Origin of the sequence: Pseudoalteromonas ardens (genome assembly GCF_030125445.1) — a bacterium.
Classification (GTDB): Bacteria; Pseudomonadota; Gammaproteobacteria; order Enterobacterales; family Alteromonadaceae; genus Pseudoalteromonas; species Pseudoalteromonas ardens.
On sequence record NZ_JASJUV010000006.1, the window covers coordinates 264376 to 288497 of the forward strand.

The window sequence follows — 24122 nt, forward strand, 5'->3', positions numbered from 1 at the left end:
CCAGGAGGATAACATGATCCCTTATGGCAAACAGAGCATCGCGCAGCAGGACATTGACGCGGTAGTCGCGGTGTTACAGTCTGATTTTCTGACCCAAGGACCGGTTGTACCTCAGTTTGAACAAGCCGTTGCCAGATACTGCCAGGCATCTCATGCCGTCGCAGTAAATAGCGCTACGTCAGCTTTACATGTTGCCTGTATGGCACTCGATGTCACACAGAACAGTCTGGTCTGGACGGTACCAAATTCATTTGTTGCCTCGGCAAACTGTGCGCTGTATTGTGGTGCCTCCGTCGACTTCGTGGATATCGATGAGGCGTCAGGCAACCTGTGTGTCGGAGCCTTAGCTGAAAAGTTACAACACGCATACGAAGCAGGACGGTTGCCAGATGTTGTGATCCCCGTACACTTTGCAGGTCAGTGTTGTGATATGCAAGCCATCGCGAAATTGGCCAGACAGTATGACTTTAAAGTCATCGAAGATGCGTCCCACGCCATCGGAGGACGCTATCAGAATACCCCCGTTGGTCACTGCGACTATTCGGACATTTGTGTGTTCAGCTTCCACCCGGTTAAAATTATTACGTCGGCGGAAGGCGGTATGGCCGTCACGCAAAATGAGGCGCTTGCGCAGCGCATGCGCTCGTTGCGTAGTCATGGCATTACGGCGGATCCCACTTTGTTGACTGAGCCCAGTCATGGTCCCTGGTACTATCAACAGCACGCATTGGGATTCAACTATCGTATGACCGATCTGCATGCAGCGCTGGGTTTGAGCCAGCTAACGCAGCTTGATCAATTTGTTGCCACCCGTAACCAGCTGGCGCAACGCTACGACACCCTGTTTGCAGAGGTTGAAGGCGTAACCCCTTTGGCCCAGTCTGATGATCAGTACAGTGCCTATCACCTGTATGTCGTCAGAATTGCTCATAGTACCCGGCAACTACATGAGTATCTGGTCACTCAATTGAGAGCCCAAGGGGTCTTTGCGCATGTGCATTATATCCCTATCTATTTACAACCTTACTATCAGAAACAGGGGTTTAAGCCCGGATATTGCCCGGCCAGTGAGGCGTATTACCATAGTGCCATCACCTTGCCTTTGTTTCCGTCTTTAACCGCACCACAGCAACAACAGGTCGTTGAAACCCTTTGTCAGCTACTCAGCGACTGGCAACATACTCACACAGCACACAAGGAGTAGCAGCCCATGACAACTAAGCCTTTAAACCTTGCCTTTATCGGCGGAGGGATGAACTCGGCCGTTGGCTACGTCCACTTTACCGCTGCACAACTGGACAATCGCTTCAAAGTGGTTGCAGGTGCCTTCAGTCGCGATCAAAATGCCAACGCAGCGACCGCACAGCAGTGGGATATCGCTCCTGAGCGGACCTACAGCGACTGGCGGACGCTTATCAAACAAGAAAAAGATCTTGTAGACGCTGTCGTCGTGCTCACACCCACGCCTCATCATCTGGAAGTACTGACGGCGTTACTGAACGAGAATGTTCCGATCATTTGCGAAAAATCACTGGTCTGCGGTACCGCTGAAACCCAGGCTTTAGCGACCGTGTATGATCCTGCCAAACACTTCCTGGCTGTGACCTATAACTACAGCGGTTACGCTATGGTTCGGGAGCTCAAACACCTGATTAATAAAGGGAGATTAGGTCAGATCCAAAAAATCCATCTGGAGATGCCCCAGGAAGGCTTCAAGCGTCCACCTGATATCGCGGGTAAACCTGCCAAGCCGCAGGCGTGGCGACTTCAGGACTATCAGGTCCCCACTATCTGCCTTGATTTGGGCGTCCATTTACATCACTTGTCGAGCTACTTGCTGGAACGGGAACCGACAGAAACCTGCGCTCAGTTTGCCAATCACTCAGATTATCCGGGGTTGATTGACGATGTACAAATGCTCCTTAAATACCCCGATGGGATCCACGGCAGTATGTGGATGTCGAAAACCGCTATCGGCCACCGTAACGGCCTGCAGATCCGAGTGTATGGTACAGCAGGCAGTGCCACCTGGGTGCAGCTCAACCCGGATGAATTACAATTGCAATACAGTGATGGCAGGCGCGAGATACTGGACCGCGCAGGTCAGTGTCAATATGCCAACCAGTTCCGTTACAATCGAATGAAGCCCGGTCACCCGACCGGATTTGTTGAAGCATTTGCGAATCTGTACACCGATATTCATCAGGCGCTCTGTGCTTATCAGACAGACACAGCCCCAACAAATGAGTATGTGTTTGGATTTGCGCAGGCTCAGGCGGGGCTGGCACTCTTTGAAGCTGCAGTGACCTCTAATGAGCAACACAGTTGGTGTCAGGTATAAGCCTGACACCCAAATCACACATCTGAAAAACGTGTTTTCACGTCATTTCTGAGGACCTTGCCCATTGGCGTTCTTGGCAGCGCACTAATGCGTTCGAGCGAGCGCGGTTGCTGATAGTCCGTCAGCTCAGACAAACACAGAAGCCTTAACTCACGGCTGATATCCGTGTCATCCTGTTGCTCATAGACCACTTTGATGTATTCACCCAACTGCCTGTCTGCACAACCAAAGGCCACACAATCCACCACTTTCGGATGCTTTCTGAAAACCGCCTCAATGTCTTGAGGAAAAATATTGATCCCCCCACTGGAGATCACCTCTTTTTTTCGCCCGACATAATACAAAAAGCCATCTTCATCCAGATAACCCAAATCTCCGGTCAGAAAGTAACCTTGTGGATCAAATGCATCCTGGGTTTGCTGGGGCATTTTCAAATAACCACTGAAACCGGTTATCGTCTGACAGGCAATTTCGCCAATTTCCCCCGCACTCATAGTCTGTCTTTGCTGATCCAGGATTTTAACCTGCACAAACGGCATAGCCTCACCGACCGCGCCGTTTTTATCACGCCGCTCGCTAACACAAAAGTCACTGACCACCCCTACTTCAGAAGCGCCATAGCACTCATGAAAGCGACAGGGTAATTTGCTCAACAAAGCCTGCTTAGACTCAGCTGACAGCACCGCAGAAGACGACACCACACAACGCAATGAGCTCAAATCAGCTTCTTCATTACTGCTGAGCAAACTCTCTAATTGAGCTGATACAGCAAACAAAAAACTCACGCGATGCGTCTCTATAGCCGCGAGCCATTTTGATAAGGTAAATTTTGGCAGGATCACACTGGTCGCGCCTAACATCAGGGGCATCAGTACCCCACGCTGGGCAAGAGAATGATACAGTGGTGTAGCGACCAACACCACTTCATCCGGGGATAACCCGTAGTAATTTATCGTGGCGTCAAAAGCGCGGCTGATTTTACACTGCTGGCTAAGCACTATGGGTTTGGGCTGACCCGTGGATCCGGATGTCATAGTTAGTATATAGGGGCTGTTAACATCCACCTTTTGCTCTGGCGCATTCATCGACTGCACGGTTAGCTCTTCTGACATAATATCCTGCCAACAGGGCTCATCCGCAACCGGCTGTGACAAGCTAATCAGATTTGTGGGCTCAATGACGGCGTCTGCCAGTAAGGTTCGACCAATAGAAGGCCAGGCAATCACTGCCGCAACAGGCGTTTTTTTTAGCGCCACCGACAGTGCATCCCCTTTCAGACTGATAGGCAAAGGCACAATAGCCAGACCCAGACGGGCTGCCGCCAGCATCACAACCGGATATTCGAGGCCATTCGGGGCAAACAACGCCACCCGTTGACCTGGTTGCAACCCTAACCGGCTAAAATGCGCACAAAGCTTTAATACTTCGACATTCAGGGCCTGATAACTCAAGGTTTGTTGCTCAAACACCAATGCGGTTTTATCTGGCTGAGACTGCACGTGCTGTGCAAAAATTTGATAGATATTACTCACAGTTTGTCCTCGGTGGATATTTGCCAACAAAGTTAAAGTCTGTAGGACTGGCATTGGGAAAAAGCCGCCGCGCGGCGTCATGACCGGGCTCATTATCAGCCAGTGCTACAAAGCCGGCGCGCTCATTCAGCAAGTTAACAAACCGATTTTGCTTGTTGATCACAGCAACCCAGATAGCGTCAGGGTAAACCTCAGCTGTATGAGTTAGCTGCCACTGCAAGATAAGCTGAGCATGCACAAAGTTTACCGCATCACTGGCTGCAAACCAGCCACCAAACAGATAAGCCTGTCCATCTATTGTGGTACATTGGTGCCAGACATAAAGTAATGGTTCTTCGTCTTGTAACAGCACAAATGAGTCACGTGTTTGGCGGAACCACCAGCGATAGTGATCCACTTCATTAATTCGATCGGTAATGGTCATGCGCCAGGCGTTATCACTGCGGTTACGGGCGCTGAGATAGCGATTGATGTGGGCATCTGTCACCGCAGTCAATCGCAAATTATTTGCCAGTGTCCAGCTGATTTGTGGCTGTTCAATGACGTCTCTAAGTTCTGTCAACCCTGCTCCGGTTCCATTTAACAGCGCAGAGGCTATACGCTGCGCGCCCAGTCCATCCACCCTGATAACCGCTTTTGTACAAAGTTGGTGCACCCGTTTACGCTCATGATACAAAGTTGCAATTAGCTCGATAACCTTATGTGTGTCTTGTGCCAGCAAGTCTGGAATATGAAGGTAATGCCCCAGCGCCTCAAGGTCCGCTAATGCACTATCCTGATTGACTGCCAGGCTAAAGCTCAATGCAGGCGTTTGTGTTGCGGCCAGTTCATACAAAGATGTCCCGAGCGCCCCCACAAACAGGCCACAGCGCTGATAATAAGGTGCGAGACTAGTTGCCTGTTCAATTAAAGTCAGCCGCGGGTGTTGTGCTGCCAGAATATGCAGTTGCTCAGTACTTGTCGCTTTAGGTCCAATCACAACCTGAATTTCTGTGGTCTCCAGCCCTTCTGGAGGTGCGTCGAGCAAACGCGCAATCCACTTTGCCGGCACACGCCAGTCGCCACCCCCACCCAGTGAAAAGAGTAGCCCACCATCACGCACTTGTGCCTCTGGGTTATGGTATTCAGGTGCCAAAATACAGTAATCCGGCCCCAATAAAGTCTGGCTGTGTCCAGCCAGTTTACCATCATAGCGCAAGGTGGTTTGTGACCCCTGCCATTTGGCATCAACCACCAAATCAGCAACATGCTCCCGGGCTAAGTCATCCATAGCCAATAGTGGTACACCACTTTGCCGAATATGTGTTTCCCATTGCACATCAAAGCCGTATCCATCAACTACCCAGCCACTCACCTTATCGCCTCGCTGCGCCAGCATATCCAGCGCAAACTGCGCGTCACTAACAGCATCAGGTTGTTGCGGGACTTCGATCAGTTCAATATCCACGTCATGATAAAAACGCACCGGCACCGTATGCTCATCCACCAGCATTATCACTTGCTGTTGTTGCTCAATCAGTGCTTTGGCCAACCACTTCATGCGCATAAAGTGACCTAAGCCACAGCGCGTATCCACACGAATGGCTATCATGCCAGCGCCACTATGGCATCAACAAAACAACCCACTTGTGCATTTCGTGGTTCAAGCAGTAACTCTGGCGGGACAGACAAACCCAAATGCGCTTCAATGTGCATGATCATCGACAATACTTCGAAAGAGTCCAGCACACCGGCTGCAATAAAGTCGAAGGATTCAAAGTCCGCTTCGCTTACAACCACAGCGCGCGCTTCGAAAAATTCTTTTAACAAAACCAGTACGGCTTCACGCTGTGTGCTCATAGCATATCTCCCCAGCTTAACTGCATCCCACGTATCATCGCCTTATTTACCGTGCGGCCAATCACATCTGGTAGCGATTTGGGCATGATCTCGCCGCCACCTGGGCGCATCTGTGCCACATGCTCTGCCGTGATCCGTTCACCTGCTTGAATGTCCTTAACGATGTAAACGCAGCGGCGTGCTTTGGACGCTTCACTCGGGTAATGAACCTGCCCCATTGCCATTTCTATTTGCCGCACGCCATGCACCAGAGCGGCTAATTCATCAGGTGTCATTGAGAAAAAGCTGTCGGCGGTATCGTCCTCTTTGCTCATCACAAAGTGCTTTTCAATCATGCAAGCGCCCACAGCCACGGATGCCAAAGGCACATCATTACCTAAAGTATGATCAGACAAGCCGACAGGACAGCCAAAGGCCTCTCGCATATGCGGAATGGTACGCAGATTAATACTGTCAGCAGGCGCCGGGTAAGTACTGGTGCACTTCATCAAGCATAGCTCTTTAATACCCGCTTCCTCAGCCACCTTTACGGCTTCAGCAATCTCAACCAAAGTCGCTCCCCCCGTCGACATAATCACTGGTTTGTTGGTTGCTGCGACATCGCGGATAAGTTGATGATCAATCAACTCCGGCGAGGCAATTTTGTAGGCCGGCGCATTCAACTGAGCGAGTAAATCAACTGCCGTTTTGTCAAAGGGGGAAGAGAAGCAGGTAATACCTATTTTTTCAGCCAACTCAAATAACTCGGCATGAAAGTCCCAGGGCATATAGGCCCCTTTATACAAGTCGTACAAGTATTGCCCCTGCCATGGGCCCGTGGCCTCAAAATGCGGCAGTTTACAGTCCATGGTCAGGGTGTCTGCCGTATAGGTTTGCAGCTTTATCGCATCGGCCCCGGCTTCTTTTGCCGCATGCACCAGCTCTTTGGCCTTACTTAATGACTGGCCATGATTTGCAGACATTTCCGCAATGATGTAGCAGGGCTGATCATGACCGACTTGCTTGCCTGCTATGGTAATCTGTTTCTGAAAATTCACTGTGCGCCTTCTTGTTTTACGCTGGCATCTCTATCAAATTAAGCAAAAAGTGCGCCCTTTTTGAAAAAATGAGTAAACATTGTCCAAAGTCAATAGGTTCGCGCGCTTCAACGCCACTTTGTCTCTGTCTTTGAGTGTAATCATTTGCTATATTGATCTCAATTACAATGATAACAATGACTTCAATGAATAAAGTTCAGATCATTATTCAGGCAAGAATGACCTCAACACGACTACCCGGCAAAGTGCTGTTGCCTCTGTGTAATAGCACTGTGCTGCAAGTGATGCTGGAGCGACTTCAAGATTTGACGGAAAATGTGATCGTTGCAACGACCGACGATGGCAGCGAACATCCTATTGTTGCTCTGTGTCAGCGCCTTGGAGTGAAGTATTTTCAGGGCAGTACGGAAGATGTACTGAGCCGCTACTATCTGGCAGCCCGTCAGTTTGGTGCACAAGACAATACCGCCATTGTACGCCTAACCAGTGACTGTCCTCTCATTGATGCTGATTTGGTTCGTCAAGCCATCACCTACTACCACAATCATGATGTAGATATGGTCAGCCTCGGCCCACATAGCGGCTTTCCTCGCGGTCTGGACACCTGTGTATTCGCATTTCGCTTGCTGGCACGCACGCACCAGCTCGCCACCAGCGCACCAGACAGAGAGCATGTCACTTTAGGTATGGCAAAGTTCAATACCATGAATAGCCACATCATCAGTGCAGGCGACGACCACAGCCATTATCGGCTGACATTAGATGAGCCGGATGATTACACCGCAATTCAGGCAATTTATCAGCAATTGGATAATCGCCTCGACTTTGGTTACAGCGAGTTATTAGAAACATTAAAGAATTACCCCCACCTTGCCGATATAAATAAGCACGTTGAACAGAAAACTGTTTAGCACAGAGTAGGTCTTTGACATCTGCACTTTAGGCACGATATTTGCGTTAGCATTGTCATACCGGGTGATTAAAATATTCAAAAAGAGAGAAAAATGAGCAATAAAACCGTTTTAGTGACCGGTGCCACCGGATATAAAGGCACGGTATTAGTACCTAAGCTGCTCGCCAAAGGCTACCAGGTTATCGCGCTGGACACCCAATGGTTCGGTAACTTCCTGCCTGAACACGAAAACCTCACTGTGATTAAAGGTGACGTGCGTCATACCTCAGACATTGAACTGGGTGGTGTAGACAGCATTATTCATCTGGCCTCGATTGCCAATGACCCCTGTGGAGACCTGGACCCTAAACTGACCTGGGAAGTAAGCGCACTGGCCACAATGCAGCTGGCAGACAAAGCGAAACGTGCCGGTATCAAGCAATTCATTTACGCCTCTTCAGGCAGTGTTTATGGTGTGAAAGATGAAGAGCAGGTCACTGAAGATTTAACTTTAGAGCCCATCTCAGAATATAACAAAACCAAAATGGTCGCCGAGCGTGTGCTACTAAGCTATGCCGACGATATGGCTGTACAAATTGTTCGCCCTGCCACTGTGTGTGGTTTATCGCCCCGCCAAAGACTTGATGTGTCCGTCAATATGTTGACAATGCAGGCACTTGAGAATGGTAAAATCACCGTTTTTGGTGGTGCGCAAGTAAGGCCAAACATTCATATCGACGATATTACTGACCTGTATATCTATATGCTGGAAAACCCAGAGAAAACCAGTGGGGTGTTCAATGCAGGCTTTGAGAATATCTCCATCATGGATATCGCGAACATGGTAAAAGCTCAGGTTGAGTGCGACATTGAAGTGACACCTTCAAACGACCCAAGATGTTACCGCATCAACTCAGACAAACTCCTTGAGACTGGCTTTAAGCCAACTAAAAATGTCGCCACTGCGATTGAAGAGCTGATCGCCGCGTATCGCGCAGGCCAGTTAAAAAATGAAGATCGCTTCTATAACCTTAAATGGATGCAGCGGGAAGTATTATGAGCAAGCAACAAGGCATCGTCGCCCCAATCCCACGCCGGGATCCCATTGTCGCCCTGACCGAAGACTATGTGCATACACTGAGTCAGGTGCTCACTCAGCTCGATGGCAATGAAGTCAAACAGCTGGTCAGTACTTTACTGGATATGAAAGCCAAAGGCGGTACCTTGTATTTATGTGGTAATGGCGGGTCTGCGGCCAACGCCATCCACCTTGCGAACGACTTTACATTTGGTGTTCACCCCCAGGGAGATGCCCTCAAAGTTGAAGCGCTGGCAGCAAATAGTTCAGTGTTAACTTGCCTTGGCAATGACATCGGCTACGACAACATTTTTGCCCATCAGCTCAAAGTCAAAGCAAGTAAACACGATGTCCTGCTGGTGCTCTCTGGTAGCGGCAATTCTGGCAACATCATTCGTGCCATAGAGCAAGCTCAATTGCTGGGTATGCATACAGTCGGGATACTCGGTTTTGATGGCGGTAAAGCCAAGCCACTGGTCGACCAGGCATTTCACTTTTCTATCCAGGACATGCAAATCTCCGAGGATACCCAGGTGGTGATCGGACACATATTAATGAAAGCCCTCTATCAGGAGCTCAATCATGGCTAATGCGCCAATCCTTGTACTCGGTAGTAACTCCTTTTCGGGCGCATCGTTTTGCGCCCATTTACTAAAACAAGAACATTCAGTGCTGGCTGTCAGCCGCTCAGCAGAACCCCATAACGCGCTGTTGCCCTACAAATGGCAGGCAAACCAGCCAGACTTTCATCAGCTCGACCTGAACCACCAGCTGGACGACATCATGGCGCTCATCAAACGCCATAAAGTCAGTACTGTCTATAACTTTGCTGCACAGAGTATGGTGGGACAAAGCTGGCAATATCCGGAACACTGGTTTATGACCAATGCGGTCTCAACCATCAAACTGCATAACCAACTCAAGGATCTGGACCACCTGGACAAGTACGTGCATATCTCCACGCCAGAGGTCTACGGTAGCTGCGAAGGCCTGGTACAAGAGCACCGTAACTACCAACCCAGCACCCCTTATGCGGTGTCGCGTGCTGCGGCAGACATGAGCTTGCATACGTTTTTTGATGTCTACAAGTTCCCGGTATTATTTACCCGCGCAGCGAATGTGTATGGTGAAGGTCAGCAACTCTATCGCATCATCCCCAGAACCATTTTGTTTGCCTTGTTAGGTAAGGTATTACCCCTGCACGGCGGCGGTCACTCAACCCGTTCTTTTATTCATATCGATGATGTGTCAGATGCCACACTAAAAATAGGCAATCAAGGCACACTGGGTGAGACCTATCATATTTCGACCGAGCGCATGATCACCATTCGCGCATTGGTTGAGCTTATCTGCGATATGCTGCAAGTGCCCTTTGAACAGGTCTGCGCTGTCACAGAAGACCGCCTCGGCAAAGATGCAGCTTACCTGCTTGACAGCAACAAGGTCCGCTCAGAACTCAACTGGCAGGATCAAGTCTCGCTGGAAAATGGCCTGGAGCGCACCATCGCCTGGGTGAAACAGTATCAGAGCGAACTTAGCACATTACCCCATGACTACATTCATAAAGCGTGAGATCCCCATGTCCGGACAAGAAATCGATTTATTAAGAAATTACCCTAAATCTAAGCGCGACACCAAAGGCCGCGCCAACGTGATCACCGAAGCGGACCGTGAAATTGCCAGACAATACGGCAAGGACTTCTTTGATGGCGATCGTACCTATGGTTATGGTGGCTTTAGTTACTTCCCCCGTTTCTGGCAACCCGTGGTACCGGATCTCAAAGCACACTTCGGCCTCGATGCAGACTCTAGCCTGCTAGACGTGGGATGTGCAAAAGGCTTTATGCTGTACGACCTGCAGCAACTGATCCCAGGTATGACATTGCGCGGACTGGATATTTCAGAATACGCACTGGAACATGCTAAAGAAGAAGTCAAAGATCTGCTGACGCAGGGCAATGCCAAAGCGCTGCCCTATGAAGACAATAGCTTTGACGTTGTGATGTCAATCAACACCATTCATAACCTGGAAGAAAATGAGTGCGCCATGGCACTGCGTGAAATTGAGCGCGTCAGCCGTGGCAAGTCTTTTATTACCGTTGATGCTTATCGCAACGACGAAGAAAAAGAGCGCATGATGGAATGGGCACTGACAGCCAAGACGATTATGCATGTGGATGACTGGAAGCAGTTCTTCCGTGACAACGGTTACACTGGCGATTTTTATTGGTTTATTCCTTAGGCATATTATGACTTTGAACTCCATCGCAGCGCAGATACGTTACACCTTGTGTGACGTGTCCAGCCAGACTAAAACACCGCATCTGGGCAGTTGTTTGTCCTGCGTTGATATTCTAACCGTATTGTACTGGCGTACAATGCACATCACGCCCAGCGACCCAGACAACCCAGAACGAGATTACTTTTTACTCGGTAAAGGGCATGCCGCCAGTGCACTTTATACCACCCTAGCCTATCGTGATTACTTTTCTCCCGCCGCTCTGTATGAACATGGCCAGACTGACAGTCAGTTTGAAGAGCACCCGGGAATACATGCCCCCGCTGGTGTAGAAACGGTCTCTGGCTCTTTGGGTCATGCATTATCTTTGGCAACCGGAATGGCACTGAGCACCCGGCTCAAGGGCGCTAAAAACCGCTTTTACGTGCTTATAGGTGACGGTGAGCTCAATGAAGGTACTGTTTGGGAAGCTGCGATGTTTGCAGCCGGTAAGCGCTTAAGTAACCTGGTAGCGATTGTTGACTTTAACAAGCTACAAGGCACAGGTGAAAGTACTGAAATAATGCACCTTGAACCACTTGAAGAGAAATGGCGCGCGTTTGGCTGGCACACAATACGCGTCGATGGTCATGATCTCAATGCGCTGGAGCAGGCACTCGAAGCGGCAAAACCCATTCAACAACCTGTGTGCATTGTCGCCGACACAGTCAAAGGAAAAGGCGTGTCATTCATGGAAAACGACAACAACTGGCACTACCGTATTCCAACAGCAGAGGAAGTTGCTGAAGCTAAACAGGAGCTTGGAGTATTATGAGAAACGCATTTGCACGAGTCCTGACTGAGCTTGCTAAAGACGACGAATCGCTATTGCTCTATTACGCTGATATCGGCAATAGGTTATTTAACCCCTTAAAGGAGTTTGCCGAAGATCGTACCATCAATGCCGGGATAGCCGAAGCCAATATGGCCTCAATGGCCGCCGGCAGTGCGATGATGGGCCATAAACCCTTTATTTATACTATTACCCCGTTTACCACATCACGGAACTTTGAACAGATCAAAATTGATATCGCCTATCAAAATCAGCCCGTGATCATCGTCGGCACAGGATCCGGTTTATCATATGCTAACCTGGGCCCGACGCATCACTCGTTCGAAGACATTGCCCTGATGCGCGCCTTGCCAAATATGCACGTGATCTGCCCGGCTGATGCCTACGAACTAGAGCAACTCATGCCACAGTTGATCGAGCTCAATGCCCCCTGTTACTTCAGAATTGGGAAAAAGAATGAGCCAGCAGTGCACGAGGGTAAACCAGCCCTTACCTTTGGCAAAGTGCATATCATGCACCCCGGTGAACGCATTGCGGTACTCAGTACCGGTACCATTATGCCACTGGCGCAAGAGTTAGTTACAACATTGAACGAACGTGGTGTGTCACCGGAACTGGTGAGCTTCCACACCGTAAAACCGCTCGACGAAGAATACCTGAACGACGCAATGACACGGTTTGACCATGTGATCACTCTTGAAGAGCACAATGTCAGCGGGGGCTTTGGTAGCGCTGTTTTGGAATACTTCAGCGAACAAGCAAACTGGCCACGGGTTCACCGTTTCGGGATCCCTGACCGCTTTATTGATCAGGTGCATTCCACTGCGGATGCCAGAGCGAAAGCAGGCCTGACTGTGGCTGATATTATGGGTACCTTATCAGAGCGAGGTGTGGTGTGATCATCGGTATTGATTTTGATAACACCATTGCCGATTACACCGGCGTGTTTTATCGCGTCGGCTGTGCACTGGGCTGGTTACCAGAGTCTGTAGGTCAAAGCAAAAATGAAGTAAAACAGTACTTTATTGACCTGGGTAACGAAGCCAAATGGACTGAGCTACAAGGCATCGTTTACGGTAAAGAAATTACTCAGGCACGGCCTTACCCGGATTGCCTCGACACACTCAAACAATGGCGAAAACAGGGGCATACTCTCAAGCTGATTTCACACAAAACACGCTACCCTATCATAGGCGAACGCGTAGATTTTCATGTCGCTGCCACCGGTTGGTTAGAGGCCAATGGCTTTGTCGGTAAAATCGATGCTCCGTTCGAAAAAACAGACCTATTTTTCAACGAGACCAAAGAAGACAAGCTTTTACGCATTAGTACACTTGACTGTGAAATATTTGTCGATGATCTTGAATCCATATTCAATCATGCTTTGTTCCCTGCTCAGTGTAAAAAGGTGCTGTTTAATACCAGGTCTAATGATCCGACTCTGGTACCCGTTCAGCTCTGGTCTGATATTCCGGATAAGCTATGATAAATGATGCTGTTCGCTACTGGATAAAAGACGAGTTAGGTACGGAAAACTTTACTATTTCGGCACTCTCTGGCGGTGCAAATAATCGCGGCTATAAGATTGTGTCGCATGACGCAAGTTGGTTTTTGAAGTCTTTTTCGCCCAACCACTCGCACTCAGCTCACAAACTCGCTAACGAGTTTGGCTTTTCGCAATACCTTTGGCAAAACGCTGTCACATCTGTGCCAGAGCCCATTGCTTACAACCCACAAGCGTACGTCAGCCTTTTTAGTTTTATTCACGGTGAGCCCATCGCTGAGGCCAAACCGGATTCAGTCAAAAGCGCTCTGCAATTTCTTGAGCGCATTAATGCCATTCCTCAGTCCCGAGAACACTTGAATATCGCCTCGGAGAGTCCTGACTCCCTGTATGGGTTTTATAGCATCATTGAGAAACGACTGGCCAGATTTCAGCCACAGCAAGATAACCAGGCCCTGAACACTCTGCTGCTGCAAATCCAGACTCGGGCGAACAAGCTGCTCTGTCGCTTGCCCGCTGATGCGAAAAACAAGCAAACAAGAAAGGTCTTATCTCCTTCTGACTTCGGCTTTCATAATGCATTGCAAACGAACCAGGGCTTAGTCTTCTTCGACTTTGAATATGCAGGCATAGATACCAGCTGGAAACTCTTGTGTGATTTTTTCTCACAGCCAGCAGTGCCTGTAGATATGACTTCCCTGGATGTCTTCTTCGCCAGTCGTTTGTTTGAACATGTCCCGAACCAAAAGGATACTTTCCTGACAATATTAGAACTGACTCAATTGAAATGGTGTTTAATCATGTTAAATGAGTTTCTTGGCGATGTGCAAAGTCGCCGTCAGTTTTCATGGAACAGAAATTGCTTAAAACCTAGTGAACTAGAAGAAATAAAGGCCATGCAATTGATTAAAAGCCAAAAATACTTTACATCAATTGCATCAAACATCGAGTCAGCAGCCAGCTTGTGTGACTGAAATGCATCAAGCTATGCGTCACAGTACTGAGCGTGCGCAAAGGCATTGATACTTGCCCTATCGAGAAAATGAGGAACACTATGTCTGAAATTACCACGAGATTTGAAATCGTCTATCGAGAAAACAATTTATCAGACAAAGACTATTATGTTTACGGATCGGGCGGCGGCGGCTTGGATATCCTGCGTTATGTAGAAGAAAAAGGCCTGAGAGCCCCGCTTGCAGTCCTCGACAGAGAGGCAAAAACTGAGCCACTAGAAGTACTTAGTGCTTATGAGTTAAAAGAAGTCACACACCCTGTTGTGGTATCTTCCATTTCTTTTTACAGCGAGATTAAACATGCCCTTGTTAAGCACAACGCGCAGTTTAAATCTCAGTTGATCCCACTCATGCCCTACAGCGAGAATGTGACGAACAGGCTCTATATTTCAGAGTCTGCCTGGACTGAATATCAATCATTAGCAGAATCCTCATACAGAAAAAAGCAGGCCTGGACAGGTTCTCAATTGCAGCAACAGGGGTTCTATATCGGGGTATCAGACAAAGCATTTGCCGACAACTTTCGCGTTTTATGTGACACATTGCCGCAACAACATCATACCCTGGAGTCAAGCCGACAAGATTTTGACTACTTCTCTAACGCGTTAGGAGAGCAAAACTCAGATTTACAACGGCTTGAGATCACCACTGAAGCACAAACCTTGATCCAACAGTTTCTGGAACAACATTATGATGAAATCGCAGAACAACTCGGAAGCCACTGGAAAGTAGTCAATAGCCGTATCACTAAACTTGCCAAAGTATTAAATTCCAATGTCGGCTCAAACAAACTACACCTGGACAACATGCCAAAGCCAGTGAAAAAGATTTTGCTTTATATTACCCCTCCATCTGCTGACACAGGCTCAACCATGATGGAACTGGAGGATGGTAGTCAGGTGACGGTTGAGGGTCCACAAGGGACCTTCTTACTCTTCCAAAACAGTCGTCTCAAGCACCGTGGACTGTCTACAGATAAACTGAACAGACTGGTGTGCGAACTCACTGTGGCGACCAATCAATACAAAGATACTCAGGTCCGTAAAGTCGGTTTGGTGTCTGAGTTTCCTTACAAACCCTGGCAACGATGCGGGGCATACAAAGTCAACCTGGGGGGCGGCGCTAACTTTAATGGTGAAAACTGGATTTGCTACGACGAATGCGACGGAGCCAACATTGAGCCAATTAGCTTTACACCAGACACCCGTTTGCCCAACTCAGATCACAGTTGTAGCTTAGTCTACTCGTCACACTTCTTTGAGCATATCAACCATGAAACACTGACCAATTTGCTGACAGAAAGCTGGCGGATCCTGCAACACGATGGCGATCTGTTAATCAAGATCCCGGACTTTGATTCAGCAAGGGAGGCAGGTCTCAATGGCAATATGGGATATTTCGAGCAATTCTCACAGTCAAAAGCGCTATTGCAGTGCTGGCAAAAGTATGGTGTTGATCCTGAATGCGCGCTCTCTCATGCTGCCAATGTCATTACCAGTTTCTGGGATGCTGACTACGGGCACCTATACAAAAACCAAACATCCAGTCGCGCAGGTTACTGCGGACCAGCTAAGCTTTCCAGTACGCAATACGCTGAGATTCTTAAGATAGAATCGATTAATGAGATTTCAAAGATTCTGACACAGAAAGTCCGTGCGACTGAAAGCGACTTTCAATTCAATCATCAAAATGCCTGGACCAAACAAGAGTTTATAGATCTGGTATCCGATTTTGGCTTTGAGCTTGTTTCTACCGATTATGAACTGCTCGAATATGCCTTCCCGGATGTCCCAGACTTCGAGGCACACAAGCCAATCAGCAACTATTACTATTTTAAAAAAATTGCCAATAAGGGGAAGTCATGAAAGCCGCTGTTTTATTCAATACCGGTGAACCTCTGGAAATCATCAACGGCATTCAAATGCCCGCGCTAACGCGAGGGCAAGTGCAAGTTAAACTCTTATACAGCGGCCTGTGTCATTCACAGCTAATGGAAGTGCAAGGTGGCAGAGGTGAAGACAAGTATTTGCCTCACTTACTCGGCCATGAAGGAGTGGGTATTGTCGAAACCATAGGTGAAGGTGTCACTAAAGTGTCACCCGGCGACAAAGTCGTCATTGGCTGGATCAAGGGTGACGGGCTGGATGCACCTGGTGGCAAGTACCCCCATGAGGACTACCTGATTAACTCAGGCAGTGCCACCACGCTATGCGAAAAAACCATTGTTGCCGAAAACCGACTGGTGACCTTACCAGACGACTTCCCGGAAAAGCTAGCTGTGCTGCTGGGCTGTGCCCTGCCTACCGGATTAGGCTTAGTCTTTAATGAGTTGCAGCCTCTGCCAAACAGTACTCTGGCCGTTTTTGGTCTCGGCGGGATAGGTATGAGCGCGTTGATCGCAGCAAAGCTGGGTCAGCCTCGCATGCTGATTGCCGTTGATGTAACGGAAGAAAAGCTGGCAATGGCGAAGAAACTTGGCGCAACACATACCATTAATGCATTAGAACAAGACCCCGTTGCGGCGATTCAGTCACTTACCGAAGGCCAGGGAGTCGAGTACAGTATCGAAGCGTCTGGCCAAACCCGCACAATCGAGCAAGCATTTGAATCGGTCAAAGATGGTGGCGGACAGTGTATTTTCGCTTCTCATCCACGTGATGATGAGAGAATCTCACTGGAGCCTCACGCATTCCATCGAGGGAAGTCTATTCGTGGTAGTTGGGGCGGAGCCAGCAAACCGGATGTCGATATTCCCAAATTTATTGCACTGTACAACGAAGGAAAACTTGAGCTGGATGACCTGATAACGCGCACATACCCGTTAGAGGACGTCAATATCGCACTGGACGACTTACACAACAAAAAAATCATACGCGCGTTGATAGAGATTTAATCGTGATCCGTGTCGGAGGTAAAGATGAGCAAATATAAGCTACCACTGAAACCCTACCCCAACAGAGTACTGATGGATTTGAGTTCAGACTGTAACTTAAAGTGCCCCATGTGTGTCGTTCATGGCAACACAGATGACCCAAAGGTACTGGAAATCATCAAGAAAAATATGAAGGTAACGGACGCCAAGCAAATTCTCGATGAAATTGAGGGCCATACAGAAACTATTGGGCCTGGACTGTGGAGTGAGCCCCTCATGGGCCGTGATATTTTGATGCACCTTAACAGCATGAAACGCAGGGGTTTTAAAATATCAATGAACTCAAATGGCCTGCTGCTCAACAAAAAAATGGCCGCAAACCTGGTTGAAATAGACGTTGATAGCATTACGGTCAGTGTCGACTCTACAACAAATGAGACACTTAGCAAGATTCGTGGCGTCGAGAAACTAGAAAAGATTGAACAGCATGTTAAACAATTATTGGCGATCCGAGGAGATGCGCCGTCACCCAGAATTGGGGTATCGTTTACAAAGCAGGCTGAAAATCTACACGAAGAAGCCGAGTTCATTGAAAAGTGGACCCAGATCGTTGATTTCGTGAGAATTGGAGAAGTATTTGAGGAAGGTAAATTTCCGAATATAGAAATAGACCAAAGCAAACGCATTCCCTGTGCTGAACTATACGAAACAATGACAATCCACACCAATGGTGATGTCTCCATATGCTGCCTTGATGGGTTTAAAGATGTAGTGGTCGGTAATGCGGTCCAGGAAGGTGTCAAAAACGTCTGGCAAGGCGAGAAGCTCAATGAAATTCGTAGACACCACGAGAATGGCGACTGGGACAAGGTGCCGTTTTGCAAAAATTGCGACCGTTGGGCTTCGAGCCAGTATGAAGAGCGAACGGAAGGTAACCTCCTGATACGTAAGTCTGCCGAGTTTACTTTTTATAATCGCCTGGACAGATTAAATACGTGGAAAAAATAGATTACTATGGACAATACGAAATATTTAGAATCCTTACTGTGTGAGCTTGATGGTAAGCACAGCGACACATTGCGTGAAACACTCAGAGCGCAGAATGTCACACTTGATGAACTCCTCTCTCAGCCTGTCACTATCGTAGGTGCGGCTGATGAAGGGGTCCGATTATTGAGTATCTTTGAGTCACTCAATGCACAAGATGTCCAGATTGTAGATATGAACCAGGCAAAGATAGGCCAGCTGGCGCATGAGCAGCATCGGGTTCAGTCATTTTGTAAAAGCAACATCGAATCGCGCCACGTGATCCTGGCCACACACAGAACCTGTAAAGCCTACAACACCTGTAAAGAGATGCATGCCAGCTCAGTGAACACGTTTATGCATCTTCAGTTGCTTTACCCACAAACCTTCGAGCCGCACTTTTTCCATGAAAACATGCTCGAAACCCTGTTGAACAATGTATCAGCACTCAAAGCGTTGCAAGGCAAACTGGCTGATGATTTATCTCTTGGCGTGCTGGCTTCTTGCTTGGATTATCGCCTGCATGGCGACCCCAGTGTCATGGAGCCCCACATTGATTGGGAGTTGTATCTGCCAACGGGGATCGATCTGTCTCGTTTTGCCAGCCACTATGTAGATTGTGGTTCTTTCGACGGCGACAGTGTTGCCTTGCACATCAATCGCTATCCAGACATAGTGAAAGGCGCATATGCCTTTGAACCCGACCCCGCCACATTTGCACGGCTGAGCGAAAATATGGCCCACTTTGGCTTTGTTGAGTGTGTCAATAAGGGCGTCGGCAACAGGGTGACTAAACTGGGCTTCTCAGCAAATAAAGACAGGGCTTCACTATTTTCAGAAACGGGCGAATTAAGCATTGATATCACCACGTTAGACAGTGAACTAACTGACTTCGCGCCAAGCATGATAAAAATGAACATCGAAGCATTCGAGCCCTTTGCTTTGGAAGGCGCCACACACACTATCCAGCGTAACTTGCCGCTGCTGGCCATTTCCGTCTACCACCAGCCTGAACATATTTTTTCATTACAAAAGCAAGTCGAAGACATTGCGCCAGGTCGTTACCAGTTTTATTTAAGACAACATGATGGCGGCCTGGTAGAAACGGTGCTGTATGCAGTGCCGCTATAAACACACTCATTACAACGCATTTACTCGAGGCATTTGATTATGAACTCTCCACAGGTTGTCCTGTATGGCATCAATAGCGTAACGGACACGTTACTACAGTCTTACCCGGATGCTATTTTTGCAACCACTCAGGGTGGTGGCACCTATAACGACAAGCCTATCCTTAGCCTCGAAGCGCTCAGTGCACAGTACAACACCCCGGGCATCCAAATCATCATTTGCTCTATGTTTGTGGACGACATTGTCAATGCTCTGGTAGAGCATGGGTTCTCACTCTCAGCAATCTATTTTTATAATATCACTCACTGTAAGGTATTGAGCTGTGAAAACACCATTCGAAAGTCGGGTGACACAGAGCAGACGCTACATGTCGTGTACGATATGAAAGTAAACCTGCCCTGCTATGACGCGCTGAGCTTTGCCGCAGTCGCCGAGGCAGAAAGGATTAAGCGTAAACTCAAGTATATTCATTTTTATATGCTGTCCGCTAACCCCGGCGGCAATAAGTTATCTTTCGATGCCAACTACACAGAAGATGACAGAAGTTGGCGTATCGCCAATATCGTCAAGCCCATTTTTGAGAGTCTGCCTTCGTATATTGGTTGCAGTGACATTATCAATCGAGCAGACCTTAACCCCACAATGGCGGGCAAATTAAACCTGTTTCCCGAGGATATTCTGACCACCCAAGCAGGTGTAGCCCATGGCTTGCTTAAGCTTGAGGAATACTATAAAGATGGGATCCCGATGCCTGAACTTAAGGTGCAACCCGCAGCGGCGAGTATGGTCCAAACACTGCTGGATCATTGTCATGCACAGAACAAAAAACTGGTCACCCTCACCTTAAGAAACACGCCCACACACCCTGAGCGAAATACCCCTGTGGGTCCCTGGGTTGAATTCCTCCAGTCGCTCGACACTGACACCTACTTCCCTGTGCTGCTACGAGATACCTCTGAATGTCTCAATGCAACGCCACTTAGCCAGTTGGCTTTTGAAGTGCCAGCAGCAACAATCAGCTTTGCATTGCGTATCGCTTTGTACGATGCAGCTTACATCAACCTGAGCTCTTCTGGTGGCCCCAGTTTTGCGTATTACTTTTTAAAAGGGTGTTCCTCGATACGTTACTCACCGATCGATGATAATCACTTTGCAACGGCCAGAAATACGCTGGAAACGGCAGGGTTTAAAATCGGAGAAGAACAGTTTTTTGCACAAAATGGGCTTCACCAGATCCCTTTTGAAGTCGAAACATTCGAGTCAATACAGCAAGCCTTTAATCACCAATGTCAGATGTTGGAGTGCAATACCAATGACGTTTGAGCAGTGGTTAATTACAACTCTATTGCAACCTATGGGTGTCAAATCCTCAAGTACACTCATGGTACACAGCGCATTCAGTGGCTTGAGTAAACAAGGTGTTCAAGCTGCTTCGTTATGTGAGTCTTTGCTCAATTACATACATCAGGGCAACGTCATTATGCCAACAATGACCTGGCGCACTGTCACGAAAACACAAAATTGTTTCGATGTTAAAGCAACCCCGTCACATACGGGCATATTGTCAGAGCTATTCAGAACACAGTTTGCGACACACCGAAGTTTACACCCAACTCATTCAGTTGCAATTGCTGGACCTGACGCAGAGCATTTAACGCAGGGACATCACCTCAACCCTGGACCCTGCTCCGATTCAAGCCCCTATGGCTTGATAGAAAACTCCACACTAAAAGACGACGCATATATTTTGCTCATTGGGGTAGCGCTTGAGAGCTGCACCTATATACATTACTTTGAAGAACACTTTAACTTTGATGCGTTTTTGCAAAGTAAGACTGAGCATTATCGACTGATACAAACAAATGAAGAGGTAGTTGAGTACAACTTGCATCGTCACACACGTAGCGTCAGGGATTTTCATCAATTTGGTAACGCACTGCATAACATGAACGCGTTAACAGTTGCTCTATACGGCGACACCCCAATTACGTTGCTCAAAGTACATGCCCTGTCAGAGGTTGTCCGGGCCGAGTTTGAACGCTCACCACTGGCGACGTTGCCCTGTCACTCATATATGCAAAATACACTATGAAACAACCACACTCTGCGACCAGCGCCGGTGCTCAGTACATTCAGGCTCCCATTATACAGCTAACAACAAAGCACCTGGCGGAACTAAAAACGCTAGCAGCCAACGCGCACAATGGTCGCTTCAGATATTGCCTTCATGAAAGCCATGAAGCAGCCATTCAGGAGATGATCATCTGCCTGCATGGCATGAGTTACTTTCCTCCTCATCGTCACCCTACCGGGGTCGTGGAGTCCTATCACATGATTGAGGGTCAGATGGACGTATTTACGTTCGATGATGCAGGAAACATCATTGGCAAAACGGCCCTCGCACCTGTACATGCTTCAGATGAAAATAAAGTGTTCTTTCATAAAGTTACCAGCCCTTGTTATCATACAGTGGTACCCAGGAGCGAATACGTTATTTATCATGAAGTACTGACAGGCCCGTGGGTCCCAGACTATACAAGCCAGACAGCGCCTTTTTCACCTGCTCCGGAAGACCGTGCTGCCGTGGATAAATTTATCAGAGAGTTAAATGAGTTCCGAGTTTAAAACCATTAGAGTGGCTGTTGTTGGGATTGGCAGCTGGGGAAAAGCAATCGTAAAAACACTGCGTAATGAAGTGTCTGATGTCCAGCTTTCCCATGTTGTTACCAGTAATAGCGAAGTTGCCCCCCTGCTCCCGGAGCAGACTAAGATATTGGCCAGCTGGGATGAGCTGGTGACCTACAGTGATGAATTCGATTGTGTCGTCGCAGCACTGCCACCGCACCTTAATCTGCCGCTCGCGCAGTTGCTGTTGCCTCTGGGTATCCCACTATTTATGGAGAAGCCGCTCGCATTGTCTGCACAGGACGCGCACACAGTTTTGTCGTTGGCGACACGCCATCAGAGCATTGTGCATATTGACCACATAGATTTGTATAACCCGGCAGTGGTTGAGATTGCGGCACGCTTGAACTCGCCTGTCACTTCTGTCAGCGGCAAGATAGGCGCAGCCTATCCGCGTCGTGCGATTATGCGCCCGCTTTGGGAGTACTCCCCACACTTTATTGCCGCCAGCCTCAAACTTATCGCGTCTCGGCCGATAAGTATATCAGCCTGTTACGATAACATAGCGCCTGAGCTACAAGACCAGGAGCAAAGGGAGCTGGTCACTGTCGCTATCCGCTTCGAAAATGGAGCACAAGCGACCATCCAGGCTGGTAACGGTATGATCAACAAAACGCGCATGCTAACAGTCTCTGCGACCAATCAGCAGTTCGAATTCGTTGACCGAGATGCCGTTCCACTAAAAGAAAATAATAAAGAAATCGCGGTCGATCCGACACTGCCTCTGGCAAAATCTCTGACCCACTTTGTCAACAAAGTACGCACAGGCAACAACAGCCTGACAGATTTTTCTGAGGGCGTCAGGGTCATTGAAATTCTGGAAGCCGCAGATCGCGCACTTGACGAACGAAGAGAGGTAAAATTGTGAGTCATAACCTCAATGAACTGGCTTTGTATGGTGGAAGCCCCGCTATTAGCGCCCCCTTTCCTGCGAGGAAAGCCTTTGGTCCAGGTGAAGAACAAGCGGTACTGGCGGTGCTTGACTACTATCGGGAACGAGATGAAGATCCCTGTTACCGGGGTCCGTTCGAGGCCCAATTGTGTAGCGCCTTCTCTGACTATATGGGTGGCGGCTACAGCGTCGCGGTAGCGACAGGCACTGCTTCCGTCTATGTTGCATTGGCAGCACTTGAGCTGCCTGCAGGCAGCGAAGTCATTATTTCACCTGTGACTGACGCGGGCCCTCTCAATTCAATTATCATGCAGAATTTGGTGCCTGTTGTAGCAGATGCTGCGCCAGATAGCTTCAATACCAGCTGGCCACAAATTGAAAAAAAACTAACAGAAAAAACACGTTGTATCATGCTGGTACATTGTGGCGGCCTGCCTGTTGCTGACACTGACGTTATTGTGGCACAAGCGCGTGCTCGGGGCATAAAAGTACTGGAAGACTGTGCACAAGCGCCCGGTGCCAAATTAAATGGCCAGCTAGTCGGCACCTTTGGTGACATTATGGCTACATCCACTATGTACCGAAAAAATATCGCCTCGCCTGGCAGCGGAGGTCTGGTATTTTGTCGCGACCAGGATTTATACCATAGTGCACTTGCCCATTCTGACCGTGGCAAACCGCTCTGGTCTGATGAATATGTCGAGCGTAATCCGGCACAGCACTTATTCCCTGCTTTAAACTGGAACACGAATGATTTCAGCTGTGCGGTGACGCTGGCCTCTTTACAGCGCCTGGACCAAACCATCACAGATAGAACCCGTGCTATGACGCAATTACGCGAGGCGATAAACAGTCATTCGGATATTTGCAATATTTCTGCCTGGCAAGGTGATCCTTCTCCGTTTTTTATCCAAGTCAAAGTCGATACTTCACGATTAAATGTCGATAAACTAGAGTACTGTCAGGCCCTGGTTGCTGAGGGAGTACCGATGAATCCAGACTACAAATTCCTTGTTGCAGACTGGCACTGGTCACACGAACATTTTACACAGCAACCGGTCACAACCCCCAATGCGACTCATGCCCGGGATACCTCATTTAATCTATACGTTAATGAGAACTATGACGCGTCGCACGTTAGCATGATTGTGGCTGCGATCACCAAAGTTGATCGTTGCTTTCGCCACGCCTAAATCAAAGAGCACTGTA

General features: G+C 48.4%; 24 protein-coding genes. 20 read left to right on the forward strand and 4 right to left on the reverse strand.

All coding sequences use genetic code 11. From position 1 onward, the window contains the following. The first annotated feature begins 13 nt into the window (after window positions 1–13). Together pseC and QNM19_RS18440 are read left to right on the forward strand one after the other, a co-directional pair. Entirely contained in the window at window positions 14–1204 is a 1191-nt protein-coding gene (gene pseC, locus QNM19_RS18435) for a UDP-4-amino-4,6-dideoxy-N-acetyl-beta-L-altrosamine transaminase (protein ID WP_049864837.1), read from the forward strand. Between the two features lie 6 nt (window positions 1205–1210). Further along, window positions 1211–2341 (forward strand): Gfo/Idh/MocA family protein, encoded by a 1131-nt coding sequence (locus QNM19_RS18440; RefSeq protein ID WP_049864838.1) that lies wholly within the window; start codon window positions 1211–1213, stop codon window positions 2339–2341. A 14-nt stretch (window positions 2342–2355) separates the two neighbouring features. Here the strand turns inward: QNM19_RS18440 and QNM19_RS18445 are convergent, their stop codons facing one another. Genes QNM19_RS18445 through pseI form a run of 4 tightly spaced genes read right to left on the reverse strand, consistent with a single transcriptional unit; the run spans window position 2356 to window position 6749 of the window. After that, window positions 2356–3873: a class I adenylate-forming enzyme family protein gene (locus QNM19_RS18445; RefSeq protein ID WP_284027060.1), complete on the reverse strand. Its 1518-nt coding sequence runs from the start codon at window positions 3871–3873 to the stop codon at window positions 2356–2358. Beyond that, complete coding sequence (locus QNM19_RS18450) at window positions 3866–5464, reverse strand: hypothetical protein (protein WP_049864839.1); 1599 nt, start codon at window positions 5462–5464, stop codon at window positions 3866–3868. Before QNM19_RS18450 ends, QNM19_RS18445 begins: the two co-directional genes overlap by 8 nt. Then, window positions 5461–5712, reverse strand: coding sequence for an acyl carrier protein (locus QNM19_RS18455; RefSeq protein WP_049864840.1), 252 nt, complete (start codon window positions 5710–5712; stop codon window positions 5461–5463). Before QNM19_RS18455 ends, QNM19_RS18450 begins: the two co-directional genes overlap by 4 nt. Next, complete coding sequence (gene pseI / locus QNM19_RS18460) at window positions 5709–6749, reverse strand: pseudaminic acid synthase (RefSeq protein ID WP_049864841.1); 1041 nt, start codon at window positions 6747–6749, stop codon at window positions 5709–5711. The genes QNM19_RS18455 and pseI overlap by 4 nt, the downstream gene beginning before the upstream one ends. Before the next feature lie 185 nt (window positions 6750–6934). Between pseI and QNM19_RS18465 the strand changes: the two genes are divergently transcribed. From QNM19_RS18465 to QNM19_RS18550, 18 genes are all read left to right on the forward strand, one after another. Further along, window positions 6935–7660, forward strand: coding sequence for a cytidylyltransferase domain-containing protein (locus QNM19_RS18465; protein ID WP_082225457.1), 726 nt, complete (start codon window positions 6935–6937; stop codon window positions 7658–7660). A gap of 93 nt (window positions 7661–7753) precedes the next feature. Beyond that, window positions 7754–8701 carry an NAD-dependent epimerase/dehydratase family protein gene (locus QNM19_RS18470; protein WP_049864842.1) on the forward strand — a complete coding sequence of 316 codons (948 nt, stop codon included), beginning with the start codon at window positions 7754–7756 and terminating at the stop codon, window positions 8699–8701. After that, entirely contained in the window at window positions 8698–9309 is a 612-nt protein-coding gene (locus QNM19_RS18475; protein ID WP_049864843.1) for an SIS domain-containing protein, read from the forward strand. The genes QNM19_RS18470 and QNM19_RS18475 overlap by 4 nt, the downstream gene beginning before the upstream one ends. Next, complete coding sequence (locus tag QNM19_RS18480) at window positions 9302–10291, forward strand: GDP-mannose 4,6-dehydratase (RefSeq protein ID WP_049864844.1); 990 nt, start codon at window positions 9302–9304, stop codon at window positions 10289–10291. Before QNM19_RS18475 ends, QNM19_RS18480 begins: the two co-directional genes overlap by 8 nt. After that, window positions 10269–10961 (forward strand): class I SAM-dependent methyltransferase, encoded by a 693-nt coding sequence (locus QNM19_RS18485; protein WP_284027061.1) that lies wholly within the window; start codon window positions 10269–10271, stop codon window positions 10959–10961. The genes QNM19_RS18480 and QNM19_RS18485 overlap by 23 nt, the downstream gene beginning before the upstream one ends. Before the next feature lie 7 nt (window positions 10962–10968). Then, window positions 10969–11772 carry a transketolase gene (locus QNM19_RS18490; protein WP_284027062.1) on the forward strand — a complete coding sequence of 268 codons (804 nt, stop codon included), beginning with the start codon at window positions 10969–10971 and terminating at the stop codon, window positions 11770–11772. After that, window positions 11769–12689, forward strand: coding sequence for a transketolase family protein (locus QNM19_RS18495; RefSeq protein ID WP_049863681.1), 921 nt, complete (start codon window positions 11769–11771; stop codon window positions 12687–12689). Before QNM19_RS18490 ends, QNM19_RS18495 begins: the two co-directional genes overlap by 4 nt. Beyond that, window positions 12686–13276: a hypothetical protein gene (locus QNM19_RS18500; RefSeq protein WP_049863682.1), complete on the forward strand. Its 591-nt coding sequence runs from the start codon at window positions 12686–12688 to the stop codon at window positions 13274–13276. The genes QNM19_RS18495 and QNM19_RS18500 overlap by 4 nt, the downstream gene beginning before the upstream one ends. Next, complete coding sequence (locus QNM19_RS18505; RefSeq protein WP_284027063.1) at window positions 13273–14268, forward strand: aminoglycoside phosphotransferase family protein; 996 nt, start codon at window positions 13273–13275, stop codon at window positions 14266–14268. The genes QNM19_RS18500 and QNM19_RS18505 overlap by 4 nt, the downstream gene beginning before the upstream one ends. An 80-nt stretch (window positions 14269–14348) precedes the next feature. Next, on the forward strand, window positions 14349–16172 hold the full coding sequence (locus QNM19_RS18510) for a class I SAM-dependent methyltransferase (RefSeq protein WP_049863684.1): 1824 nt from the start codon (window positions 14349–14351) through the stop codon (window positions 16170–16172). Beyond that, the gene (locus QNM19_RS18515) at window positions 16169–17200 is read left to right on the forward strand and encodes a zinc-binding dehydrogenase (RefSeq protein ID WP_049863685.1); all 1032 of its coding nucleotides are present in this window, start codon (window positions 16169–16171) and stop codon (window positions 17198–17200) included. The genes QNM19_RS18510 and QNM19_RS18515 overlap by 4 nt, the downstream gene beginning before the upstream one ends. 24 nt (window positions 17201–17224) lie before the next feature. Beyond that, window positions 17225–18187 (forward strand): radical SAM/SPASM domain-containing protein, encoded by a 963-nt coding sequence (locus QNM19_RS18520; RefSeq protein ID WP_049863686.1) that lies wholly within the window; start codon window positions 17225–17227, stop codon window positions 18185–18187. Window positions 18188–18193: 6 nt separating this feature from the next. Then, window positions 18194–19336, forward strand: coding sequence for an FkbM family methyltransferase (locus QNM19_RS18525; RefSeq protein ID WP_284027064.1), 1143 nt, complete (start codon window positions 18194–18196; stop codon window positions 19334–19336). 39 nt (window positions 19337–19375) lie between these two features. Then, entirely contained in the window at window positions 19376–20659 is a 1284-nt protein-coding gene (locus QNM19_RS18530) for a hypothetical protein (protein ID WP_049863688.1), read from the forward strand. Beyond that, window positions 20649–21428: an AAC(3) family N-acetyltransferase gene (locus tag QNM19_RS18535; protein WP_049863689.1), complete on the forward strand. Its 780-nt coding sequence runs from the start codon at window positions 20649–20651 to the stop codon at window positions 21426–21428. Before QNM19_RS18530 ends, QNM19_RS18535 begins: the two co-directional genes overlap by 11 nt. Beyond that, window positions 21425–21961: a WbuC family cupin fold metalloprotein gene (locus QNM19_RS18540; RefSeq protein WP_049863690.1), complete on the forward strand. Its 537-nt coding sequence runs from the start codon at window positions 21425–21427 to the stop codon at window positions 21959–21961. The genes QNM19_RS18535 and QNM19_RS18540 overlap by 4 nt, the downstream gene beginning before the upstream one ends. Continuing rightward, a complete protein-coding gene (locus QNM19_RS18545; RefSeq protein ID WP_049863691.1) occupies window positions 21945–22889 on the forward strand; it encodes a Gfo/Idh/MocA family protein in 945 nt (314 codons plus the stop codon). The genes QNM19_RS18540 and QNM19_RS18545 overlap by 17 nt, the downstream gene beginning before the upstream one ends. After that, window positions 22886–24106 carry a DegT/DnrJ/EryC1/StrS family aminotransferase gene (locus tag QNM19_RS18550; RefSeq protein WP_284027065.1) on the forward strand — a complete coding sequence of 407 codons (1221 nt, stop codon included), beginning with the start codon at window positions 22886–22888 and terminating at the stop codon, window positions 24104–24106. The genes QNM19_RS18545 and QNM19_RS18550 overlap by 4 nt, the downstream gene beginning before the upstream one ends. Window positions 24107–24122: the final 16 nt, after the last annotated feature.

Coding starts and splice junctions, on each gene's coding strand:
- QNM19_RS18535 (WP_049863689.1), top strand. CDS start 20,649: ATGACGTTTGAGCAGTGGTTAATTACAACTCTATTGCAACCTATGGGT.
- QNM19_RS18475 (WP_049864843.1), top strand. CDS start 8,698: ATGAGCAAGCAACAAGGCATCGTCGCCCCAATCCCACGCCGGGATCCC.
- QNM19_RS18485 (WP_284027061.1), top strand. CDS start 10,269: ATGACTACATTCATAAAGCGTGAGATCCCCATGTCCGGACAAGAAATC.
- QNM19_RS18530 (WP_049863688.1), top strand. CDS start 19,376: ATGAACTCTCCACAGGTTGTCCTGTATGGCATCAATAGCGTAACGGAC.
- QNM19_RS18465 (WP_082225457.1), top strand. CDS start 6,935: ATGAATAAAGTTCAGATCATTATTCAGGCAAGAATGACCTCAACACGA.
- pseC (WP_049864837.1), top strand. CDS start 14: ATGATCCCTTATGGCAAACAGAGCATCGCGCAGCAGGACATTGACGCG.
- QNM19_RS18525 (WP_284027064.1), top strand. CDS start 18,194: ATGGACAATACGAAATATTTAGAATCCTTACTGTGTGAGCTTGATGGT.
- QNM19_RS18480 (WP_049864844.1), top strand. CDS start 9,302: ATGGCTAATGCGCCAATCCTTGTACTCGGTAGTAACTCCTTTTCGGGC.
- QNM19_RS18455 (WP_049864840.1), bottom strand. CDS start 5,712: ATGAGCACACAGCGTGAAGCCGTACTGGTTTTGTTAAAAGAATTTTTC.
- QNM19_RS18510 (WP_049863684.1), top strand. CDS start 14,349: ATGTCTGAAATTACCACGAGATTTGAAATCGTCTATCGAGAAAACAAT.
- QNM19_RS18505 (WP_284027063.1), top strand. CDS start 13,273: ATGATAAATGATGCTGTTCGCTACTGGATAAAAGACGAGTTAGGTACG.
- QNM19_RS18515 (WP_049863685.1), top strand. CDS start 16,169: ATGAAAGCCGCTGTTTTATTCAATACCGGTGAACCTCTGGAAATCATC.
- QNM19_RS18540 (WP_049863690.1), top strand. CDS start 21,425: ATGAAACAACCACACTCTGCGACCAGCGCCGGTGCTCAGTACATTCAG.
- QNM19_RS18470 (WP_049864842.1), top strand. CDS start 7,754: ATGAGCAATAAAACCGTTTTAGTGACCGGTGCCACCGGATATAAAGGC.
- QNM19_RS18490 (WP_284027062.1), top strand. CDS start 10,969: ATGACTTTGAACTCCATCGCAGCGCAGATACGTTACACCTTGTGTGAC.
- QNM19_RS18495 (WP_049863681.1), top strand. CDS start 11,769: ATGAGAAACGCATTTGCACGAGTCCTGACTGAGCTTGCTAAAGACGAC.
- QNM19_RS18440 (WP_049864838.1), top strand. CDS start 1,211: ATGACAACTAAGCCTTTAAACCTTGCCTTTATCGGCGGAGGGATGAAC.
- QNM19_RS18520 (WP_049863686.1), top strand. CDS start 17,225: ATGAGCAAATATAAGCTACCACTGAAACCCTACCCCAACAGAGTACTG.
- QNM19_RS18450 (WP_049864839.1), bottom strand. CDS start 5,464: ATGATAGCCATTCGTGTGGATACGCGCTGTGGCTTAGGTCACTTTATG.
- QNM19_RS18545 (WP_049863691.1), top strand. CDS start 21,945: ATGAGTTCCGAGTTTAAAACCATTAGAGTGGCTGTTGTTGGGATTGGC.